The following is a 19,692-nucleotide window of genomic DNA, read 5'->3' as shown; positions in this document are numbered from 1 at the left end:
TTCCCGGGTCGCTGGTCGAGAATGTGCCGCGGAGTAATGATTTACCCGGTGTGCACGGAACCGGCACGGTGAGAGTAATGCCGATATCGCCAACACAACAACTAGGCTTTCAGTCTGTCTGAGATTCCAGATTAACGATATTCACTAACCTGTTGAGATTTCATTGCCGACGAAAGCGTAAGGAAGTCCGCCAGTTGCTGAGTGGCACGCTTTTGTGATGCCTGAACCATCAAGAGTTCCACCTTCGGTAACTCCGGAAATCCCTCCTGTTTGCCTAGAATAATGTGGTCTTCAGCCAGCGCACTGGCAGGAAGAACACCGATGCCCAGGCCTGCTGATACAGCGGTACGAACATTTTCATAGGAGGCGCTGGTATAAGCGCTATAGCCGTATTTATGGTGCCGGTCCAGGACAGTTAGCGCCGCGTTACGGTAGCAACACCCATCAGGGAAGATAACAAGCGGTATATCAGACATGCTGTCAAAATCATGCCGTTGTGCAGCCACCCAATGGAGAGGTTCTCGCCGCAGCAAATTGCACTGCCAGCGCTGGTCGCTTGGCGTGAAGCCGCCCACACACTTAAAGATGGCGAGATCAAGGCCGCTGTTATCGAGCTGGTGGAGCAGTTGCGAGGAGAGCGCAGAGACAACTTCCAGGCGCAGATTGCGGTTTAGCTCGGCGCACCGGGAAATAGCGCCGTGTAGATCCACTACCTTGAAATCATCGGGAACACCAATCAGCAAGCGTCCGGCGATTTCGGGTTGTTGCATGGCACTCACCGCCTCAGACGTACGGGCCAGTATCTCATTGACGGCGGGAAGAAAACGCTCACCGTCTGCCGTCAAGCCAAGTATGTGACCTTGGCGACGCTCAAGTAATTTGCAACCTAGTATTTCCTCTAGTCGCTTCAGACTTTGTGTGACCGCCGACTGGCTACGATACAGCTGAAGTCCCGCCTGCTGAAAACCATTGCCTTCGGCCAACAGTACAAAAGCGCGTAGGTGCTCCAGGGTGACTCGTCTATCACCTAAGGGGGATGGCTGGCAGTTAAACACGCTTCACCTCTGTGCTTAATATCAGTTTATATAATTATGCATGCCTAATAATTAATTTCCACTGTTCTTACTTCCCATCCATCATCAGGTTGAAGGTTGTGGTGAAAAGCAAGCTGGAGATTTTAGGGGGCTGCATGAACAATCTCGCATTAACTGGATTGGTGGTCATTTTCAGTATCGTCTGGAGTTCGGCATTCATTGCCGGTGCCATTGCGCTGACTGATTTTGATCCCTTTACGCTGCTCACCATCCGGTTCTTATTGAGTGCGTTGCTGATGCTGCCCATTTGCCTTAGCTATGGTGGCTTTCGGTTATCAACTCATGGGGATCGCATCGCTATCAAACGTGGATTGCTACTCGGCGTGCTTAACAACGCCCTTTACTTGGGGCTGAGTTTTGCCGCCTTGCAAACGGTTCGCCCCCAGGTCGTTATCGTGATCGTCAGTTGCGCACCGTTGGCAACCAGTTTGCTAGCGGCATGGTGGGGCGTAGAACCCCTTTCCCCAATGAAGTTACTCGGCGCGGCGCTGGGTTTAGTGGGAGTGGTGGTCATCTCAGGCGTTGCTAGTGGAATGCCGGTTGATGTGTGGGGAATCCTCATGGCTGCCGGGGGCATGCTCGCCTTTGCGAGTGGCACTGTCTTCTTCCGTGGCCAGGGAGCTGGCCTTCCCGTCTTGCAGGCTAATTTCTGGCAATCCATAGCGGGCGCAGTCGCGCTTCTTCCTATGGCCATGGTATTTGGGCAGCCACTAGCCGCGCCTTCTACCGCCACGATGATAGCGATTGCACATCTTGTACTTGTCGTGACGATCGGCGGAATGAGCCTCTGGCTAGTACTGATCCGCATCAGCGGTGCCTCGACGGCATCGAGCTATCACCTTCTTAATCCGTTCTTCGGCGTACTACTCGCTTATCTAATACTAGGGGAGTCGTTGCGTATGGCGGATTTCATTGGGGCTGCGTTGATTGTATTCGGGCTGCTCCTGACCACCCAGGCAAGCTGGAGAGCAAAAAAATGTTAAGTACCAATAAAGTGATACCTCATAATCAAATGCAAATAGATACAGCGAAGTTCTTCCGTTTGAACAACACATCAAGGATTCGACACAAAGCCGTTATCAGTTTGTCAGATAGAAGTTATTCACCTAAAGCAGACGATCCAAGAAGCGATTGGGTGGCTAGTGTAACTGCCCCGGCATTCTTAGCTCTTGCACAAACAGGTATAGAGGTGAGGGATTTCTGTACAATCGGTACTGGCGCTGGACTTGATGCTCTCGCAGCTGTTGAGATTCTAAAAGCACGCAATATTATAATAACTGACTTACATGAAGATGTAGTGTCATTAGCTCGCCATAATATCGTCCATAATACACATCAGGGTGATGATCTGACCGTCTATGCAGGGGTGGGCGATTTACTATACCCATTGGAGGAAGAGCAGTTTGTGTTGGATCTGATATATGAAAATCTTCCTAATATTCCTATCTATAATGATGGCAGTTTGAAAGATGGACAGACTAGCTCGACATTTATAGCTGATCGCTCAGAAGAAATCCCAGATTTTATACACCGCTACCTTGTTACGCTTCACTACCTGGCGCTAAAGCAGGCATACCCATTGCTCCGAGATGGAGGGCATGTACTGTCCTCAATCGGTGGGCGGATACCGTTGGAGGTCATTGAACGTCTTGGGGAAGAGTGTGGTTATTTAAGCGAAATACTTACATTTACCTGGAAGAAACAATCAGAGTCAGAGGAAGTTATCGGTGGTTATGCTAAATGGGAACAGGAGGGGTTTGGCCCGTTCCGATTCTATCCAGCACAAATTCTCGAAGACACATTCGAGTCGATAGAGGACGTGGCAGCTGGCGCGCAGGCACGTGCGATTGAACATGCGATTTCACGTCATGAAATGACTGCATGGGAAGCCTTGGAAGCGATGAAGTCAGGTGTCCAAGTTGGGCATACGGTCGCTGTTCTCGACTCAGTGAAACGCTACTAGGCTAGGAGGCTTTCATGGGAAACAGAATACAAGATGCTATTGGTAACACACCATTAGTTGAACTAACTAATCTCGATGCACCTAGCGGCGTTCGGATCTTCGCGAAGCTGGAATATCTAAACCCAGGAGGAAGCATAAAAGACAGAATGGTTGAGTTTATACTGAACCAAGCTGAGTTAAACGGAGAATTGTCTGCTGGTGCAACAATAATAGAAAATACTTCAGGCAACACCGGTGCGGCAATATCGATGCTCGCTTCTGCACGCGGTTATCGTGTGGTTTTGACTATGCCCGATAAAGTCAGCCGGGAAAAACAAGATACGCTGACCGCCTGGGTGCAGAGCTAATGGTCTGTCCTACTGAGGCGAAGCCAGGTTACACGGATCATTATGTTACCACTGCACGACGTATAAAGGCCGAGACTCCAGGCTCCTTTATGCTCAATCAGTACGACAACCCTCTTAATGCTGAAGCTCATTATCAAACAACTGGACCTGAAATTTGGGCGAGCTTAGGGGGGTCGATTACGGCATTTGTAGCCTCGGGAAGTACTGGAGGTACTATCTCTGGTACAGCGCGCTACTTACAGTCGATGAACCCCAATATTAAAGCCGTGTTGTTAGACCCGATTGGTTCAATCTACTATAGATATTTTCATGATGGTGTTGTCGATGAAAGTGAGGCGGCCTCTTATCATGTCGAAGGGGTTGGAGAAGATCATTTGGCAAAATGTATGGATTTTTCGGTTATCACCGACGTCATCCAGTTTAATGATCAGGATGCATTCTCAATGTGTCATCAGCTTGCTTCGAAAGAGGGAATATTATGTGGAGGAAGCTCTGGCGCGAATATATGGGGATGTTTGCAGTTGGCAAAACAGCTAAAGCCACCCGCTACGATAGTCACAGTGTTACCGGACAGTGGGAGCAAATATGTATCAAAGATTTACAATGATGCATGGTTGAATACACACGGCTTTACCAAGCGTACCTTGAGCACACTGTGAGATTTTTGGGGGTCGGTCACCAGGGGGAGAACTCCGGATAGGAATATTCCTAATTGCATGCATGGCAAACCAGTATGGCCGTATGAGGGAGCTTTAGGCGACGGCATTCGCCTAAAGCCAAAACTATTCACCGTAATCGCCTCGCTATTGCGGGGCATTATCGTGATGAATGCTAGCCCATCCTGGCATTCCAGCCAGGTCAGTAGTCAGCAAGTGTTTTTCGCATCAAGCAAGGGCGGTGGCAGGGCGGTAACGGGCCATGAACATGGTTCAGATCATCCCCGTAGCCTAAAGTGTGATGAGGCTAGCATGGGATTCAACGAGCTTTGCTGCTAGGCTAATTTTACTAGAGCGAAAATCGCCGCAAGGAACAACTTAATGCCACATGCCCCACGCATCGAGCTACACCCCATTAACCAGCCCGTGCAGGTGCATGTGGAAGGCACGCTACTAGCCGACTCAACCAACGCCCTCGAACTCCGCGAACGCGGCTACCCGCCACGCCATTACATTCCTCGCGACCACGTGCGGATGGATTTGCTGACGCTTTCCGAAACGACGACCCACTGCCCGTTTAAAGGCAATACGGTGTATTTCTCGCTGGGTTACAACAAAGACATTGCATGGAGCTACGAACAGCCGGTTGAGGGGATGGAAACGATTGCGGGTAGGGTGGCGTTTGGTAAGGAGGAGAAATAATGACGCCTTTCGACTCAAAGTGGGCAGTTACCGTTGTTGCGGCATTGTTAAGTCTGAAAAAGGCCGGCCGTTTGCCGAAGATGCAAAACAGCATGCTCTCAAGAGCAGGAGCGGCAGTTAAGCAGTCGGCACAGTTGCGCCAAGCTAAATCAATCCAGCTCGAGGGGATAAAAACAGCCTTCCTCTGCAATAGCCCAATGATTATGTATCAGCAAATAAGTAGTAAGCCAGTAACTGGTTGGCACTTTAGCGCTACGGCAAGGCTTAATGCCCACTTCCTATGAATTTGGAATACTTGCATCCTACTCATGATCTACGAGTAAAAATTAAGTCTTTTTATCGAGCACAAAATGAATAAAAGAGTTATCCGTCACATCATCGATGATTTCCCGTCAAATCAGGACCTTTTTCATGGTGGAGGACATGAGCGAACAGCTCATTCATTGTCGAAGGCCATTGTTAAATTTGACAAGGGTGACAGCGCAATTGGATTGGATGGCTCTTGGGGGAGCGGTAAGTCCAGCGTGGTCGAAATGGCCGCTAGAAAACTCTCGGAAAAGAATGATCAAAGTAAGAAAGCCTACCACTTCTTCACTTTTGATATATGGAAATCTCAAGGCTCTGGATTTCGCCGATCATATTTAGAACACTTCATAACTTGGGCTAAGATAACCTTTCCTAAGAAGCGTCAAGAGTTGCAGAGAATAGAAAAGCAAGTACAAGGAAAGACGCGAGAGATCGAAACCAACAATCATCCGGTCTTAGAATGGTACGGGATTTTTGTTTTGATTTTTCTGCCTTTTTTACCGCTATACTATTTTTGGGCCAGGAAAGTATTCGATGATCTTAGTCAAGCTGGAAATGCGTTGGCTTTTCTCTACTCATTCCCGTTTATAATTCTGACTTTATTTGTTGTTGGAACACTTTTTCTGTCTTTCTGGAAGTACAAAATTGGGGCGGGTTCAGAGCGGTACTCTGACTTTAAAACTGCTATTTCGCGTATGTTGCTAATCAGTTCGAGGCAGCACCAAGATCATAAAGTTACACAAAGAGTACGAGAGGTAGATCCAAATGACTATGAATTTCACGCAACTTTGAGAGAGATATTAGGAGCGATCCAATCAGAAAAAGATAGGGTTATAATGGTGTTGGATAATATAGACAGGCTTCCTAAAAAGGAAATAAAGGAATACTGGGCTCTAGTTCGTTCAATTTTTTCCAGAACCCACGATTTACCTTTTTTAGATACAGATACCGATATCCTTGCCATAGTTCCATATGATCGAAAACTTATTGAATCGAACGTGAGTGAAAGCGAAGCGGCTGAAGGTAAAAGTGAAACGTCTTTGAGCAGTCTTGCCTCACGTGAACTGTTTTCAAAAACATTTGATGAAGTGCTTGTAGTATCTCCACCTGTACTTTCAAATGCTCGGGAGTTCTTTGCGGATAAACTTGAAAAGGCGCTTCCTGAACAGATATCATCCGATGACAGGTTTCGTGCCTACCGTATATTCTGCGAACTTTTGAACGTAGAGAGTGGGACAACCACACCACGCCAAATTGTCTCCTTTGTTAACGATCTAAGCGGCCTTTACGAGCTTCATGATGGCAAATTTAGGCTACCTACGGTTGCTACATATCTTGCTCATCAAGACTTACTGACAGAGACCCCCCTGGCTCTGAATGCTGAAGACCGCCTCGATCCAAAAATAGTAGGCTTGGCTGCGGATGATAGGCTCATTCAAAACCTCGCGGCTATAGTCTTTAACGTACATGAAGACCTCGCTTTTCAAATTTTGTTAGATGACGAGATAGAAAAAGCTATTATAGCCGAAGAGCCTGACCAGCTCATAAAGCTATCGTCTGCACCTGGTTTTGATTTGCGTATCGATGATGTGGTTCAAGCTAATGTCGATGAATGGAGAAGTACAGGAGAGTTTGGAACAGCAGCTAAAAATATCTCTGAATTGCTCGCAGTCTATCAAGGTGATGCGAAAGCTCACGTTAAAAGCGTATTCCTAAGGGGCTTCGAGCGTGTGGACAGTATTTCCATAGATGCCGATGAATACAGTATGTATCTTCCTCTGTTTTGGATAGCGACTGAGAAAGAACGACCTTCTATCGTCAGTCATTTAATTAATGCAGTGTTTATCCATATCCATCAACAAGAAACAAACGGTTTTAAAGATGGTCAGAATCTTGCCTCTTTTTTGGAGGCGACGAATGCTGTGTTGGTTCGTTTGGACTCTAAGGATGATATCGTAAACGCACTTGGCGTTCAAACGGTGCCAAGTTCACCAGAATATATCTTTGGTTTAAGTTCAAAAATTTACGACGCTGGTTTTAACCTTGGGGTGTTCAAAGATGTTAGTATTAAAACTTCCGGAGAAACTCAATATTTTGAAGAGCAGTTTGTAAAGCTTCCAAAATTGGGGATATCGGCTCTGCATCAGTTAAGTTCAGAAAACCTTCTGGCAGATGAAGAATGGCTCAGTATCGCAAATGCTTCTTTAGCCGCAATAAAATCGGATGATGCGAAGTCAGAGCATGTGGGCGATCTGCTAGAAATAGTCGCGATGACGTTTCAGAACGTCGAAGAAACGCGGCGAAGTGAAATAAATCTTGATAGCGCGCTTACAGATGGTAATTTCTTCAGAAATGTTGGTGGCGGCGAGACTGAACCAAGCCAAGTTGCGCAAGCAAACTTGTTGTTTTTAGCACATGATAAGCTGGGAGAGTCACTTAGGTCACCAACAAAACGAAACTCTAATGGCCAACGCCTAGCCGATAGCTCAGATGCTTTTGAGTCTTTTGAGGCTATTTGGGAAGGCGGAGTAGAGCTTGAGGTCAGCCAAGTAAAGCTTATTTCGCGTCGAACAATTGAAGCCAGGAAGGCCAGTGCTTGGATTTCTTTCGGAAAGAATAACCGGGGGCACAAAGCGGTAGAACAAGTTGTTCTTGAAATGTTCTTTGGAAGCATCCCACCGTACCTAAAACTTAAAAATTTACTCTCTAACTTTGCCTATCTAGAAGATCTATTTGTTGCAGAAAATTTGACTGAAGTTTTTCGGAAGTACGCCAAAAGTTTTAATAGTGAGGAAATCGAAGAGCTAACATTAGAAGATTTGCCCAAGAATTTTTTGCAGGCAACTTATACTCTTGCGGATGGAGGATGGGGAACACTTCACAATCATGTCAATCATCTTCTTGAATCTGTTGATTCTGATGCATGGCCTGAACTCATCAGACATATGGACCATACGACCTCCATTCTGATTGAAAAGTTGAATTTGTCGGGTTGTAAGCTGGATGCCGGTAATTTCAGAAGGCCATTCGTAGATGTGGTCAATGAAGTGCTTTCGGGGCAGGTAGAAATTGAAGCAGCCCAAGGTTCTTTAGATACATTGCTTAAGGCAATAGATGCGAACTACCATGAGGAAATCTGGAGAACGTTGCGTGAGAAGATATCAGGGGTTACGCCTTCATCTCTTGAAGCCGCAATGTATCTATTCCCTCTACTTGTCTCCGATGTTGCTCATAGCGGGAACCGAATCTCGAAGGCCGAGAAGGACAATGTTGTTCGTAACTTGCTCAGCCCTGCCCTAGAAGGGCGCAACAGGCAAGCGCTAACTATATTTATAAATATGGGCTATACCAGATTGAAAGACTATCAGGATGCGGCGGAGCAGAGCAGCACAAGCATGCTTGAGGGTGCTTGGATGAGTTTCAAGGATACCGAAGAAGATATGGAACTGCTTCGTGAGGTGAGCGAAGCTATTTACGGCAAGAAGAAAGCGAAGTCATTATTTGATCCAGCGTTTTGGTTTCAATCAAGTGACTAGCACAAAGTTTATCTTAAATTATCACGCGCGGTAGATGACATTCAGCCATGAGTGGATATCACCTATTTTAAGAAGTTTCGCTTTGTTCCTGATGACCGTAATGGTCTGCGGCTGTGAGAATGCATGTGTTCTAGTTATGGCGAAGATCATTGCCGCCGACGCACATCACATCGACGCTTCGGGAAAGCTGTAGCGCTGCGGGAGTCTGGTCATCGAACGACAGCTTATGGCCGAGAAACTTTCACCACCACCAACGGTAATGTCGGTTTTGATTACAACCTCCCCAACCCACTCACCCTCATAACTTCCCTACTCACCGCCTCATTCAACACCCCTCTTTTGGCTTCGACCAACGTAAGCCAATCGCGGGCGCGGGTGATGCCGGTGTAGACCAGTTCGCGGGTGAGAATGGGGTTGATGGTGGGCGGTAGCAGCAGGGCGGTGTGTTTGAACTCCGAGCCCTGGGATTTGTGAACCGTCATCGCGAACACGGTTTCCACCGCGTGCAGGCGAGAGGGCAGTACCCAGCGGATGGGTTTTTCCGGGTCGCTGGTGGGAAAGGCGACTCTAAGTAGCGATTTGCCCGGTGTGCGCGGGTCGGGCACTGCTAGCGTAATGCCGATATCGCCGTTCATCAGTTTCAGGCCGTAGTCGTTTTGGGTGACGAGCACCGGGCGGCCTTCATACCAGCCTTTTTCCAGCGTGAAATCATTCCCGTACAGCAGCTTTTCGTGGCGCAGCGTTTTGGCGATGCGCAGGTTCAAACCTTCTACTCCCCACGGGCCTTTGCGTAGCGCGCATAGCAGCTGGAAGTGGCTGTAGGCGCTGAGCACCGCGCTTGCCCAGTCGTTGTAGGCGTCCGTGTTTTCCTCGAACGATTCACCCCGCGGGCGCTGGGTGTTCAGCACGTTCAGGTAGTGGCGGTAGCCCGTGGGTGGGGCGATGGGGGCGCCGTTGTGGTCGGTGCGGCCTTCGCCGCCGTTGATGAATTTATCGGGGCTGCCGTGAATGACCAGCTTATCCAGCGCGGCGTCGTCGGTTAGCGTCAGGTGGTGCAGGTCCGGGTAGCCGTGGCGCAGTACCTTGTTCACCGCCTGGTGTTTTTCCTGGTCGCTCTGGGCGTGGCTTGGCTGGTTGATCGCCTGGGCCAGTTGGCCGATGCCGCTGTGTTCGTTAAAGCGGTGGCTGACCCGCAGCATGGTAATCGCCTGGTCGAGGGGCTGGCCCTGGGCGTCGATGTAGTCCGTTGGCAGCGGCTGGCCGGTAGCGTTTTCCAGCCACTGGGCGGTCTCCGGCGTGTAGTGGGCGGCCTCGGCGCGGCGGCACAGGTCGCCCAGTACGGCACCGGCTTCCACCGAGGCGAGCTGGTCTTTATCCCCCAGCAGCACCAGCTGCGCCTGGGCGGGCAGGGCGCGCAGCACGGCGGTCATCATTTCGATATCCACCATCGAGGCTTCGTCGATCACCAGCACGTCCAGCGCCAGCGGGTTGACGGCGTTGTGGCGGAAGTGGCGGGTATCCGGCCGGGCGCCTAACAAGCGGTGAAGTGTGGTGACTTCGGTTGGAATCGAGGTTTTTAAGGCCTCTGTGCCGCAATCATCGCCGATATGTCGGACCACCAATGAATTGGGCTCCAACAAGGTAGCTAGTGACTCAAATGGCAAGAGGCTTACCTGCCCGGCGATGGATTCATTCAGCCGGGCGGCGGCTTTGCCGGTGGGGGCGGCGAGGCGGATGCGCAGCGGTTGGGCATTGGTTTCCGCCAGTTGCAGGGTTTGCAGCAGGGCGAGCAGGCGCACCACGGTGGTGGTTTTGCCGGTGCCGGGGCCGCCGGTGATGATGCCGAAGCGGTTGCGTGAGGCGAGGGCGCAGGCGGTTTTTTGCCAGTCTAGGGTGGTGGTTGGTTTGAATAAGATGTTTAGGGCGTTGGTGAGTAATTCGGGGTGACGTTCGTCACCCATCGCCGATGTGTCGGACCACCAATGAATCTGGCTCCTACAGGTGCCTTCTTCGCTGGTGAGCCGGTTGGTGATTTCCTGGTGCAGGGTTTGTTCGTATTGCCAGTAGCGGCGCAGGTAGAGCTTGGTGGTGTTGCCGTTGTGGCTGACGACCAGCGGGGTATTGCCGGGGCCGTTGCTGGCAAGTATTGGGTGGCTGAGCGCGGCTTGCCACTCGGCGAGCGTTAGCGTGGCGAGCACCTTGCTGGGTAGCGGCGGCGGGTCGTTTAGATCGTCGCCTTCCGGCGGTAGCGAGAGCGCAAAGTCCGGCGCGCTGAGCGTGGCGTTTAGATCCAGGCATACATGGCCACGGCCTAGCTGGTGGCTGGCGAGCGCCGCGCCGAGTAACAGTAGCGGCGGGGCGTCCGGTGCTTCCATGGCGAGGAAGCGCACCAGGGCGCGGTCCAGATCCCGCAGCCAGCCGCGTGCTACCCAGCGCTCGCATAGTGCCAGTAGTTCGGTCTTGTCGCTTAGCGCAAGGTGAGCGCTTACTTGCGTGGTATCCCCCGTGGACGTTGGCTCGCTCGCTTCGCTTGGCTCTCTTTCCTTGCTCGTTTCGGCGGCGGTGTCGTCGAACAGGTCAAACGTTTGGGTGTCGCCTGGGTGGCCGTTGGTGCGTTTGCGGCTCATAGCGTGGCCTCTTGCGACGTGGTTGAAACCGGCTCACCGGCGAACAGGGCATCCAGGGCTTCGATCAGTTCAACCGGGGCGGGCTCGGCAAAGACGCCGCGCCCCGGGCTGCGGCTGCCGCGCAGAAACACCGTCATCGAGCCGCCCAGGTGCTGGTGCGGGTCGTAGTTGGGCAGGCGCGCTTTTAAAAGCCGGTGCATGGCCAGCAGGTAAAGCGCGGCCTGCAGGTCGTAGCGTTTGGTCAGCAGCGCCTGGCGCAGGGCCTCGGGTTCGTAGGCGCTGTCATCTGGCCCCAAATAGTTGGATTTCCAGTCCAGCACGTAGAAGCGCCCCTGGTGCTCGAAGGCCAGATCGATAAAGCCTTTCAGCATGCCGTTGAGGGTGTCAGCGTCCAGCGCGGGCCGTTCAAGCCCAGGCAGTAAGTGCTTGCTAACCAGAGCGTCGATGGCCTGGGTATTGACCTGTTTGGCGGCGAACCAGAACTCCAGCTCCACCTGATAGCTGCCAAGCTCGGTGAGCGGCACGCTGTCGCTGTGGTTCAGTGGTAAAGGCGTGGTCAGCAGTGTGGTGAGCCAACCGGCCAGTGGTTCTTGCCATGCCTGCCAGCCGCGCAGTTGCACCCGTCGCCAGAGCATATCGTCAAGGGCAGCGCTGTCGGTCGCGGCGGTGTCAAAGCCTTCCCTGCCCGCCCATTCCAGCAAGCCGTGCAGGAAAGTACCGGGGCCGGGGCCACGCGGAAACTTGTGCAGATGGAAAGTATCTGCGCTCGGCCATTCGTTGTTAATCTTTCGCTCGAAATGCTCATTTACCCCCTCGTAAACTCCGCTTTCTCGCGAAAGATTGCCTAGACTGGCCTTCGCTCGAAGACTTTCCATGTCATCAGGCATGAGCGAAATATCTTGGGGTTCGTCCAGCACCTCGAACGCCGTGGCTTCCTGGGCGGTGGTGGGTTCCAGGGGCGTGGGTACGGGGGCTGTGAGCGTGCCGGAAAGGCGCAGCGCCGAGTAGCTGGCAATCCACCAGTGTTCCTTGGCGGGGCGTTTGGGCGTGCGGGCGTACCCCAGGGTGGTGGTTTGCTGGGGCGGCGCAAGGCGCAGCGCCGTGGGCTCGGGGGGCGCATCAACGCGAATGTTGCTGCCTTCAACCAATTCATCCAGCTTGGCGGTGAGTGCCTCCGGGTCGAGGGTCTTGCCGCCGTTGATCAGGTGGCCGATGGCGCTGTTTTCCAGCCCCTTGAGCGGCGCCAACCCCAGCCAGGTGGCGTGGCGGGCGCGGGTGAGCGCCACGTAGAGCTTGCGCAGGTCTTCGCCCAGGCGCTCGCGGTCGGCGGTGGCCAGGGTGTCTTCATCGGCGCTCAGGCTGAGCTGCAGGTTGCCGTGGGCGTCGTGCCAGCGCAGCGGCAGGTCCCTGTCGCTGACTGGGCGGTGGTTGGCGATAAACGGCAGAAACACCAGCGGGTACTCGAGCCCTTTGGACTTGTGGATGGTAACCACTTTCACCAGGTCGGCGTCGCTTTCCAGGCGCAGCTTGTGGCTGTCGCCGTGGCTTTCCGGGTCGGCGATAGCGTCATACAGAAAGCGAATCAGCGCGTGCTCGCCGTCCAGTTCAGCGCTTGCCTGCTGGAGCAGTTCGCCCAGGTGCAGCAGGTCGGTTAGCAAGCGCTCACCGTCTTCGAACGCCGCCAGCAGGCGGGCGGGAATGTCGAAGTCGACCATCATGCGGCGGACCAGTGGCAGCACGCCCTGGCGCTGCCAGAGGCGGTGGTAGTGGCTGAACTGCTCGACCCGCGCTTCCCAGGCCAGCTCGCTTTGTTGCAGGTGGTCCAGGTCGGCCAGGGTAAGACCCAGCACCGGCGTGGCCAGGGCGGCGCGCAGGTGAGCTTCGGCCTGGCGGGAGCTGGCCAGCGGCTCGGCGCAGGCACGCAGCCAGCGCTCTACCTGCCCGGCCATGGGGGAGCTGAATACCTTGTCGTGGTCGGAGAGGTAAACGCTTTTGACCCCGCGGCTGGCCAGCGCCAGTCGAATGGCGCGGGCTTCCTGCAGGCCGTTGACCAGCACCGCCATGTCGGAAGGCTTGAGCGGTGTGAGCTTGTCGTCTTTCTGGAAGCCGCTTTCTGCCTGTTGCCCGGCGCTGAGCAGTTCGGTCATGTGCGAGGCGCAGCGCTCGGCCATTTCGGTCTGGTAGGCGGTTTTGGAAAGCGCCTCATCGCTTGGCAGCGCCCAGAGCGTCATGGCGGGCAGCGGTTGGCCCTGGTGGATCAGCTGTTCGTCTCGGCCTTTGGCGGTCACGGGCTGGAAGGGCAGCGGGTTGTCGCCGCCTTCTTCGCGGAACAGAAACGCCCCGGCGGGTTGCCGGTCGGCGTAGGCGAAGCAGTGGTTGACGGCCTCGACCATGGCGCGGCTGGAGCGAAAGTTGGTGCCCAGCGTGACGTGGCGGCCGGCGGTGTTCTGGCGGGCCTGCAGGTAGGTGAAGATATCCGCGCCGCGAAAGGCGTAGATGGCCTGCTTGGGGTCGCCGATCAGCAGAATGGCGGCGTCGCGGCGGGGCTTGGCGACCTCGAATACCGCGTTGAAGATGCGGTACTGGATGGGGTCGGTGTCCTGGAACTCGTCGATCAGCGCGACGGGGAACTGGCGCAGGATCTGCGCGGCCAGGGCTTCACGGTTGGGGCCTTGCAGGGCGCGGTCCAGGTGGCTGAGCAGGTCGTTGGGGCCCATTTCGGCGCGGCGTTCCTGCTCGCGTTCCAGGCGCACCTTGCACCATTGCACGGCGTGAATCAGCAGGTCGTTGCGCGGTTCGGGCAGGGCCTTGAGTGCATCAGGCAGTTCGGCCAGCGCTTCAAAGGCTTGTGGGCAGGGCGGCGCGCCGTCTTTCCAGATCTCGGCCATGCCCTCCGGGGTGAGGCGTTTCCAGGCGGCGGGCGTCAGCGCGGGGCGTTCCAGGTCGCTTTCGCTCCACTCGCGCAGCGCGCCCAGCCAGTTGGCGCGGCTTTTGGCGTTGAAGCTTTGGCCTTTGAAGGCCTTGCGCTTGGCGGCGTCTTCCAGTGCGGGCACCAGTTCGTCCAGCCAAGCGGGCCAGGGGGCTTTCAGGGTGCTGAGCGTTGCCTGGCGTTCGGCCTCGGCGGCGCTCAGGGTCTCCGCCGGGTCGGGGCGCTGGCTGCCGAGGGCCTCGCTTTCGGCGAGCAGCCGGGCGACCTGGGCGTGCAGCTCGTCGGGGGATTTCCAGTAGCGGGTAATGTGGCCCAGTGCCTCGGCGTCCAGCGGGTAGTAGAAGGTGCGCCAGTAGTCGCGCACCACTTCCTGTTCCAGCTCGTGCTGGTCGTTTTCCAGGTCGAGGGAGAACAGGCTGCCGCTGTCGAAGGCGTGCTCGCGCAGCATGCGGTAGCACCAGCTGTGGATGGTGGAAACCGCCGCTTCGTCCATCCATTCGGCGGCCAGTTCCAGGCGGCGGGCGCAGGCTGGCCAAGTCGCTTCATCGTATTGGTCGCGGAGCTGGAGGAGGAGCGGGTCGTCCGAAGGCTCGGAAGCAGGCCACTCCGAGGGCGCTGTGAACCCATCCCTGGGCGCTACTTTTTCCATCCCTGGAAAAAGACCCTCTCCGTGACCTGCTCCCTTCGCGTCAGGTGCCTTACGAAAAACGGCAGCGGCTTCTACCAGCCGGTTGCGGATACGTTCGCGCAGTTCCTGGGTGGCGGCGTTGGTGAAGGTGACGACCAGGATTTCCGGCGGCGTCAGCGGTCGCACAAAGGCGGTGTCGTCTTCGCTGTGCTGGCCGCCCAGCACCAGGCGCACGTATAAAAGTGCGATGGTGAAGGTCTTGCCGGTGCCCGCGCTGGCCTCGATCAGGCGGCTGCCGTGGAGGGGGAGACGTAATGGATCGAGTGGTGCGGGCTGACTCATAGGAAAATATTGTCAAACTCAGTGGAGAAATCTTGGCTTGCAGGACGAATCTGGAGTTGGTCAGCGCACCAGGCCACCAGATTTCGAGACGTATGCAGGAGTATGTCGGAGAGTTCATTCAGCAGATTGAAGTGTTCTGCTATCTGAGCGTAGTGCGTTGAGTAGTCATGGGCGGCGATGTTGCGGATAGCGCGGCAGCGCTGCCAGTCACTCGTCGCATCAATCACGCCTTGTTTTTCAAACAGCGCAAGTACCTTGAGAAAGCTCTCGGTGGACTCTCCCGCAAGCAAGGCACTGTGTCGCATTGCGGATGCCAGGGAATCCTGCAGCTTGGCAAATCGTTCATTGAGGGCGGCAAGTGTTTCAAATAATTCCACATCTTTTTTGTGGTCTGCCAGCCACTCTCCGTCAATCGGCCAAGTCACCTTGTTGCGAGACTGTTGCAGAAACCAGGCGCAGCGCTGAATCGCTTCCAGTAATTGCGCAAGATAACGTTGCTGATCGCTGAGAACGTCCTGGCTCATGCTGCTTCCTCGCTATCAATTGACGTCGACTGGCTCAGGGCTATCGCCTGGAAGGGCGTTGGCTCATCCGTCGATACGTAGGTCACGATATCCACAGGGAGTTGTAGCCGCTCCTCCAGCGCCATTTTGAGCTCGGCTGAGGCAAGCAGAGAAATCGCTGTCTTGGAGATCAGTAGCAGGTCGATATCACCGCCTCGCTTTGTGTCGTCCAGACGCGAACCAAACACGTGGACGTTGACGGACGGCCCAATGAACTCACGTACACCAGAGACGATAGTGGAGCGCTGTGATTGAGTGAGTCGCATGGAGGCCTCTCCTTTCCTTTGAGCCTGTTGATAAAGTCTAGCACTGTATCGAGTCTAACCCTTTACCGCATAAAACAGCGGGGCGTAGAGCGCCTCGGTGAGCGTAACGAAGCGGTGGCCGTGTTGGGTTTGCTCGTTGAACAGGCGCTCGAAGCGGGGCCACTGGTGGCCGAGGTAGGCGCTTTGGGCGACTTCGCCGGTCTGGAAGCGGCCGCCGTCATAGGCGCCTTCGGCGGCGGCGTAGGCGTCGCTTTCCCGGCCTTTTTCTTCGGCGATCTCCGGCGTGCCTAGCTTGGTCAACCAGGCAAACGCCGCTTGGGGGGCCAGCGGTAGCGGGGCTTCAAGGCCTGCTTGCCAGGCGGCCATCTGGGTGTCCAGGTGGGCGCGGGCGGTGTCGGCGGCGATGGGGTCCAGCGCGATGTTGCCCGCCTTGGAAAGCAGCTGGGTGGTCATCGGGCCGCTGAGGTTGCCCGCCAGGTGGGCGACCCATGGGCGCAGCAGGTGGGTCCAGCGGTACTGGCCGCGCCCGCTGCCCTGGCTGATCAGGCTGCTGCTGAGCAGCAGCAGGCGGCAGCGGTCACCGGCCTCGTTCTGGCGCAGCTCGTTCAGCCAGTCTTCCAGCACGATGCCGTCAGCGCTTTCTACGCGAACCGGCTCCGGCGCGGGCAAGGCGATGGGCCACTGGGCCAGCGCGTCCTGGTAGGCGCTGAACAGGTCGTCCATGGGCTCGGCCAGGGCGTTGCGCATGCGCTCGCCAAAGGCGCCCATGGCGAGCACACCCTGGCCTTGGAAGCGTTCAAGCTGGGCGTCGAGGGCTTCCAGGCGTGGCTCGCCGTTGTCCACCGCGTGGCGCTGGGCGGCGATGAGCCGGTCCTGCAGCTGCCAGTTCTGCAGGCCGTCCAGGGCGAAGGGTTCGGCGTCCAGCTCGGCGATGGCTTCCTGCTCGAAATACACCCCTAGCCGAGTATTGAAGAAGGTACGCACCGGTTCGCGCAGAAAGCCACCCAGTTGGCCGAGATTAAGGCTGGAGGGCGCGTTTTCCGGCTTGGGTAACGGCGCTTTGGCGGCCTGGGGGGCACGCGGCGCGTGCTCATCTCGCCATACATGGGCCCCACGCCATTCATGAACATAGGTAAACAGTCGCCCAGCGTCGTCGCCATCCTGGAAATACGCGCGGCTGAACGGTTGCAGCGGGTGTTCGGTGGTCAGCGTGTCTAGCAGCGGGGCGCCGTGTTCAAAGTGCCAGCCGGCGGCCAGGTGGTCGCGCAGCTGGCCGACCAGTACCGAGGGCGGCAGCGGCGTGTTGTCGATCTGGCTACGGCCGACCCAGCTGACGTAGAGCTGGTCGCGGGCGGAGAGCAGCGCTTCGAGAAACAGGTAGCGGTCGTCTTCCCGGCGGGAGCGGTCGCCGGGGCGGTAGTCGCTGCCCATCAGGTCAAAGTCCAGCGGCGGCTGGGAGCGGGGGTATTCGCCGTCGTTCATGCCCAGCAGGCACACGCGCTTGAAGGGGATGGCGCGCATGGGCATCAGCGTGGCGAAGTTCACCGCCCCGGCCAGAAAGCGCTGGGAAAGGCTGTGCTCGTCGATCTGCGCCAGCCAGTGTTCGCGGACCATGGAAAGCGGCAGCGGGCCCTCCAACTGGGCTTCTCGGCTGCTTTCCAGCAGTTGCTGGAGGCCGTTTTCCAGCTTGGTGAGCATCACGCTTTCCTGGGCGTCGTCGGTCAGGAAGAAGGTTTCCAGCAGGGTGCGTAGCCGCTCGACCCAACTGGCGGCATCGGTGGGCTGGCGGAAGGTCTCCCAGGTGGCTTCGAGCTTTTCCAGCAGCGTCGCCAGAGGGCCGGCAAGGCCCGCTTCCAGCCCGCCGATGTCGTCGAAGGGCTCGATGCCCTGCCAGGCATTACCTTCTCCTACCGTATACCCCAGCAGCAGGCGGCGCAGGCCAAAGGCCCAGGTGTTCTGGCTGAGCCCGCCGGGCAGTTCCAGGGTTTCGCGCTGTTTGGCGTTGAGCCCCCAGCGAATCCCCGCACCTTCCATCCAGCGTTCGAGCACCGGCAGGTCGCGCTCTTCCAGCCCGAAGCGCTGGCGCAGGGCGGGCACGTCGAGCAGGTCCAGCAGGTCGCTCACGGACAGGCGCAGCTCCGGCAGGCGCAGCAGCTTTTCCAGCGCGATCATCATCGGCAGTCGATGGCGGCTGGCCTGGTCGGAAAGCGTGTAGGGGATGAAGCGCGGGTCGTCGCCTTGAAGCTGGCCGAATACCGCGTCGATGTGCGGCGCGTAGCGGTCGATGTCCGGCACCATGACAATGATGTCCCGCGGTCGCAGGTCGGGGTCGGCGCTGAAGGCGGCCAGCAGCTGGTCGTGGAGAATCTCGACCTCCCGCTGGGGGCCGTGGGCGATATGAAACACCAGGGAGTCATCCGCCGGGTCGAGGGCGGGCCAGTGGGTCTGGGTTTCGGCCACCGGGCGCAACTCGCGGATGTCGTCCTGCAACTGGCTGAGTAGGCAGCCGCGCTCGCCGGAGAACGGCTCGAACATGTCGATGCGCAGCGCCTGCTGTTCGAACAGGGTCTGGTAGTGCCCCGTGTCGTCGTGCTCATCCAGCAGACGCAGGTAGTCGCGGCCCTGTTTGCCCCAGGCGGCAAGCAGTGGCTGGGCGTGGAGGTGCAGGGCATCGTCAGCATCACCAGTGCCCAGTACGTCCAGCGCTTCGGGCATGCCGGTCTTGCGCCGCTGGCGGTAGCGGCTGGCGCGCAGCAGGTCCTTGTGCTCGATGATATCCGCCCAGTAGTACTGGCAGGGGTTGTGCACGCAGAGCACCACCTGGCAGCAGCGCGAGAGCGCCGCCAGGGCTTCCAGCGTCTGCTGGGGCAGCGACGAGATGCCGAAAATGATCAGCCGCCGGGGCAGCCCCGGTGGGCAGGTCTGGCCGTCCAATTGCTCGGTGGCCTTCAAAAAGCGCCGATGCACCTGGGCGCGGCTGCTGTCGAGGCCTGCATCGCCCTGGGTGGCGGCCACGTCTTCGCGCAGGATGCGCCATAGGGCGGGCTGCCAGCGCTGGTGGTCTTCCAGCGGGCGGGTTTCGCCGCGGGCGGTGATCAGCACATCCTCGCCGTTGGCCCAGGCGTCCAGCCAGTCGGCGCGGTAGACCTGATACTGGTCGAAGAGGTCCGCCAGCCGCTCGGCCAGTTGGTAGTGCTTGCGCTGGTCGCGGTCGACTTCCAGGAACTGTGCCAGCGGGGCGAAGACCTCCCGTCCGGCAAGCGTCGGCAGCAGGCGTAACAACCGCCAGACCAGCCGGGATTTATCGAACGGCGAGGTTTCCGGCACGGCGTCTTCATGCTGTGAGACATGGGTCAGCACCGTGCGGTAGGCCTGCCACAGAAACCGCGCGGGCAGCATGACGTCCAGCGCTGCGGCAATCCCCGCGCCGCCGTTGTCCGGGTCTTCCGCCAGCGCCAGCTTCAGCCACTGCCCGATGCCGTTGCTCTGTACCAGAATGGTTTCATTTTCCAGCGGCCCCAGCGGGTGCAGGCGCATCCACTCCACCGCCAGCCCGCGCAAATCTTCCAGGCGATTGCCATGCACCACCATGAAGCCGGGTGTTAGCGATGTTGGCGAAAGCAGCGAATTGGCGGGCATGCGCGAGGTTCCTTCACGGCGGTAGTGGTGGCTAGGGGTATGGTGCCATAAGTAGTTGGCCAACGCTCAATGCGTTAGCATCTTGGTTTTTAAC

Annotated in this window: 11 protein-coding genes and 1 pseudogene; 6 read left to right on the top strand and 6 right to left on the bottom strand. The window is 56.4% G+C overall.

The features are described 5' to 3' along the window. Nucleotides 1-131: 131 nt before the first annotated feature. Nucleotides 132-1,055, bottom strand: coding sequence for a LysR family transcriptional regulator (locus NH395_RS14665; RefSeq protein ID WP_253025895.1), 924 nt, complete (start codon nt 1,053-1,055; stop codon nt 132-134). A gap of 134 nt (nt 1,056-1,189) precedes the next feature. On the opposite strand from NH395_RS14665, the gene NH395_RS14660 reads away from it, so the two are divergent. From NH395_RS14660 to NH395_RS14630, 6 genes and pseudogenes are all read left to right on the top strand, one after another. Next, the gene (locus tag NH395_RS14660; protein WP_253025893.1) at nt 1,190-2,077 is read left to right on the top strand and encodes a DMT family transporter; all 888 of its coding nucleotides are present in this window, start codon (nt 1,190-1,192) and stop codon (nt 2,075-2,077) included. Then, a complete protein-coding gene (locus NH395_RS14655; RefSeq protein ID WP_253025891.1) occupies nt 2,071-3,057 on the top strand; it encodes a hypothetical protein in 987 nt (328 codons plus the stop codon). Before NH395_RS14660 ends, NH395_RS14655 begins: the two co-directional genes overlap by 7 nt. 14 nt (nt 3,058-3,071) lie before the next feature. Continuing rightward, nucleotides 3,072-4,063, top strand: a pseudogene (locus NH395_RS14645) (cysteine synthase family protein). A 378-nt stretch (nt 4,064-4,441) separates the two neighbouring features. After that, complete coding sequence (locus tag NH395_RS14640; protein ID WP_253025885.1) at nt 4,442-4,762, top strand: DUF427 domain-containing protein; 321 nt, start codon at nt 4,442-4,444, stop codon at nt 4,760-4,762. Beyond that, a complete protein-coding gene (locus tag NH395_RS14635; protein ID WP_253025883.1) occupies nt 4,762-5,046 on the top strand; it encodes a hypothetical protein in 285 nt (94 codons plus the stop codon). The genes NH395_RS14640 and NH395_RS14635 overlap by 1 nt, the downstream gene beginning before the upstream one ends. Nucleotides 5,047-5,112: 66 nt before the next feature. After that, complete coding sequence (locus NH395_RS14630; protein WP_253025881.1) at nt 5,113-8,604, top strand: P-loop NTPase fold protein; 3,492 nt, start codon at nt 5,113-5,115, stop codon at nt 8,602-8,604. 272 nt (nt 8,605-8,876) lie between these two features. Here the strand turns inward: NH395_RS14630 and recD are convergent, their stop codons facing one another. From recD to recC, 5 genes are read right to left on the bottom strand one after another with little or no spacing between them, the layout of a single operon-like run. Next, entirely contained in the window at nt 8,877-11,231 is a 2,355-nt protein-coding gene (gene recD, locus NH395_RS14625; protein WP_253025879.1) for an exodeoxyribonuclease V subunit alpha, read from the bottom strand. Continuing rightward, a complete protein-coding gene (recB, locus tag NH395_RS14620; protein ID WP_253025877.1) occupies nt 11,228-15,130 on the bottom strand; it encodes an exodeoxyribonuclease V subunit beta in 3,903 nt (1,300 codons plus the stop codon). Before recB ends, recD begins: the two co-directional genes overlap by 4 nt. After that, nucleotides 15,127-15,654, bottom strand: a complete 528-nt coding sequence (locus NH395_RS14615; RefSeq protein WP_253025875.1) for a hypothetical protein — start codon at nt 15,652-15,654, stop codon at nt 15,127-15,129. Before NH395_RS14615 ends, recB begins: the two co-directional genes overlap by 4 nt. Continuing rightward, nucleotides 15,651-15,959 carry a nucleotidyltransferase domain-containing protein gene (locus tag NH395_RS14610; protein WP_253025873.1) on the bottom strand — a complete coding sequence of 103 codons (309 nt, stop codon included), beginning with the start codon at nt 15,957-15,959 and terminating at the stop codon, nt 15,651-15,653. The genes NH395_RS14615 and NH395_RS14610 overlap by 4 nt, the downstream gene beginning before the upstream one ends. 54 nt (nt 15,960-16,013) lie before the next feature. Beyond that, on the bottom strand, nt 16,014-19,598 hold the full coding sequence (gene recC / locus NH395_RS14605; RefSeq protein ID WP_253025871.1) for an exodeoxyribonuclease V subunit gamma: 3,585 nt from the start codon (nt 19,596-19,598) through the stop codon (nt 16,014-16,016). Nucleotides 19,599-19,692 lie beyond the last annotated feature (94 nt).

This window comes from Halomonas sp. Mc5H-6 (assembly GCF_024124705.1).
GTDB classification, from domain to species: Bacteria; Pseudomonadota; Gammaproteobacteria; order Pseudomonadales; family Halomonadaceae; genus Vreelandella; species Vreelandella subterranea.
The sequence above is the reverse complement of the archived record's forward strand: the minus strand, read 5'-3'. Positions and strand labels throughout refer to the sequence as shown.

Excerpts from the sequence above, each read along its gene's own strand:
- NH395_RS14655 (WP_253025891.1), top strand. The coding sequence starts at position 2,071 with ATGTTAAGTACCAATAAAGTGATACCTCATAATCAAATGCAAATAGAT.
- NH395_RS14610 (WP_253025873.1), bottom strand. The coding sequence starts at position 15,959 with ATGCGACTCACTCAATCACAGCGCTCCACTATCGTCTCTGGTGTACGT.
- NH395_RS14635 (WP_253025883.1), top strand. The coding sequence starts at position 4,762 with ATGACGCCTTTCGACTCAAAGTGGGCAGTTACCGTTGTTGCGGCATTG.
- NH395_RS14640 (WP_253025885.1), top strand. The coding sequence starts at position 4,442 with ATGCCACATGCCCCACGCATCGAGCTACACCCCATTAACCAGCCCGTG.
- NH395_RS14660 (WP_253025893.1), top strand. The coding sequence starts at position 1,190 with ATGAACAATCTCGCATTAACTGGATTGGTGGTCATTTTCAGTATCGTC.
- recD (WP_253025879.1), bottom strand. The coding sequence starts at position 11,231 with ATGAGCCGCAAACGCACCAACGGCCACCCAGGCGACACCCAAACGTTT.
- NH395_RS14615 (WP_253025875.1), bottom strand. The coding sequence starts at position 15,654 with ATGAGCCAGGACGTTCTCAGCGATCAGCAACGTTATCTTGCGCAATTA.
- NH395_RS14630 (WP_253025881.1), top strand. The coding sequence starts at position 5,113 with ATGAATAAAAGAGTTATCCGTCACATCATCGATGATTTCCCGTCAAAT.
- recC (WP_253025871.1), bottom strand. The coding sequence starts at position 19,598 with ATGCCCGCCAATTCGCTGCTTTCGCCAACATCGCTAACACCCGGCTTC.
- recB (WP_253025877.1), bottom strand. The coding sequence starts at position 15,130 with ATGAGTCAGCCCGCACCACTCGATCCATTACGTCTCCCCCTCCACGGC.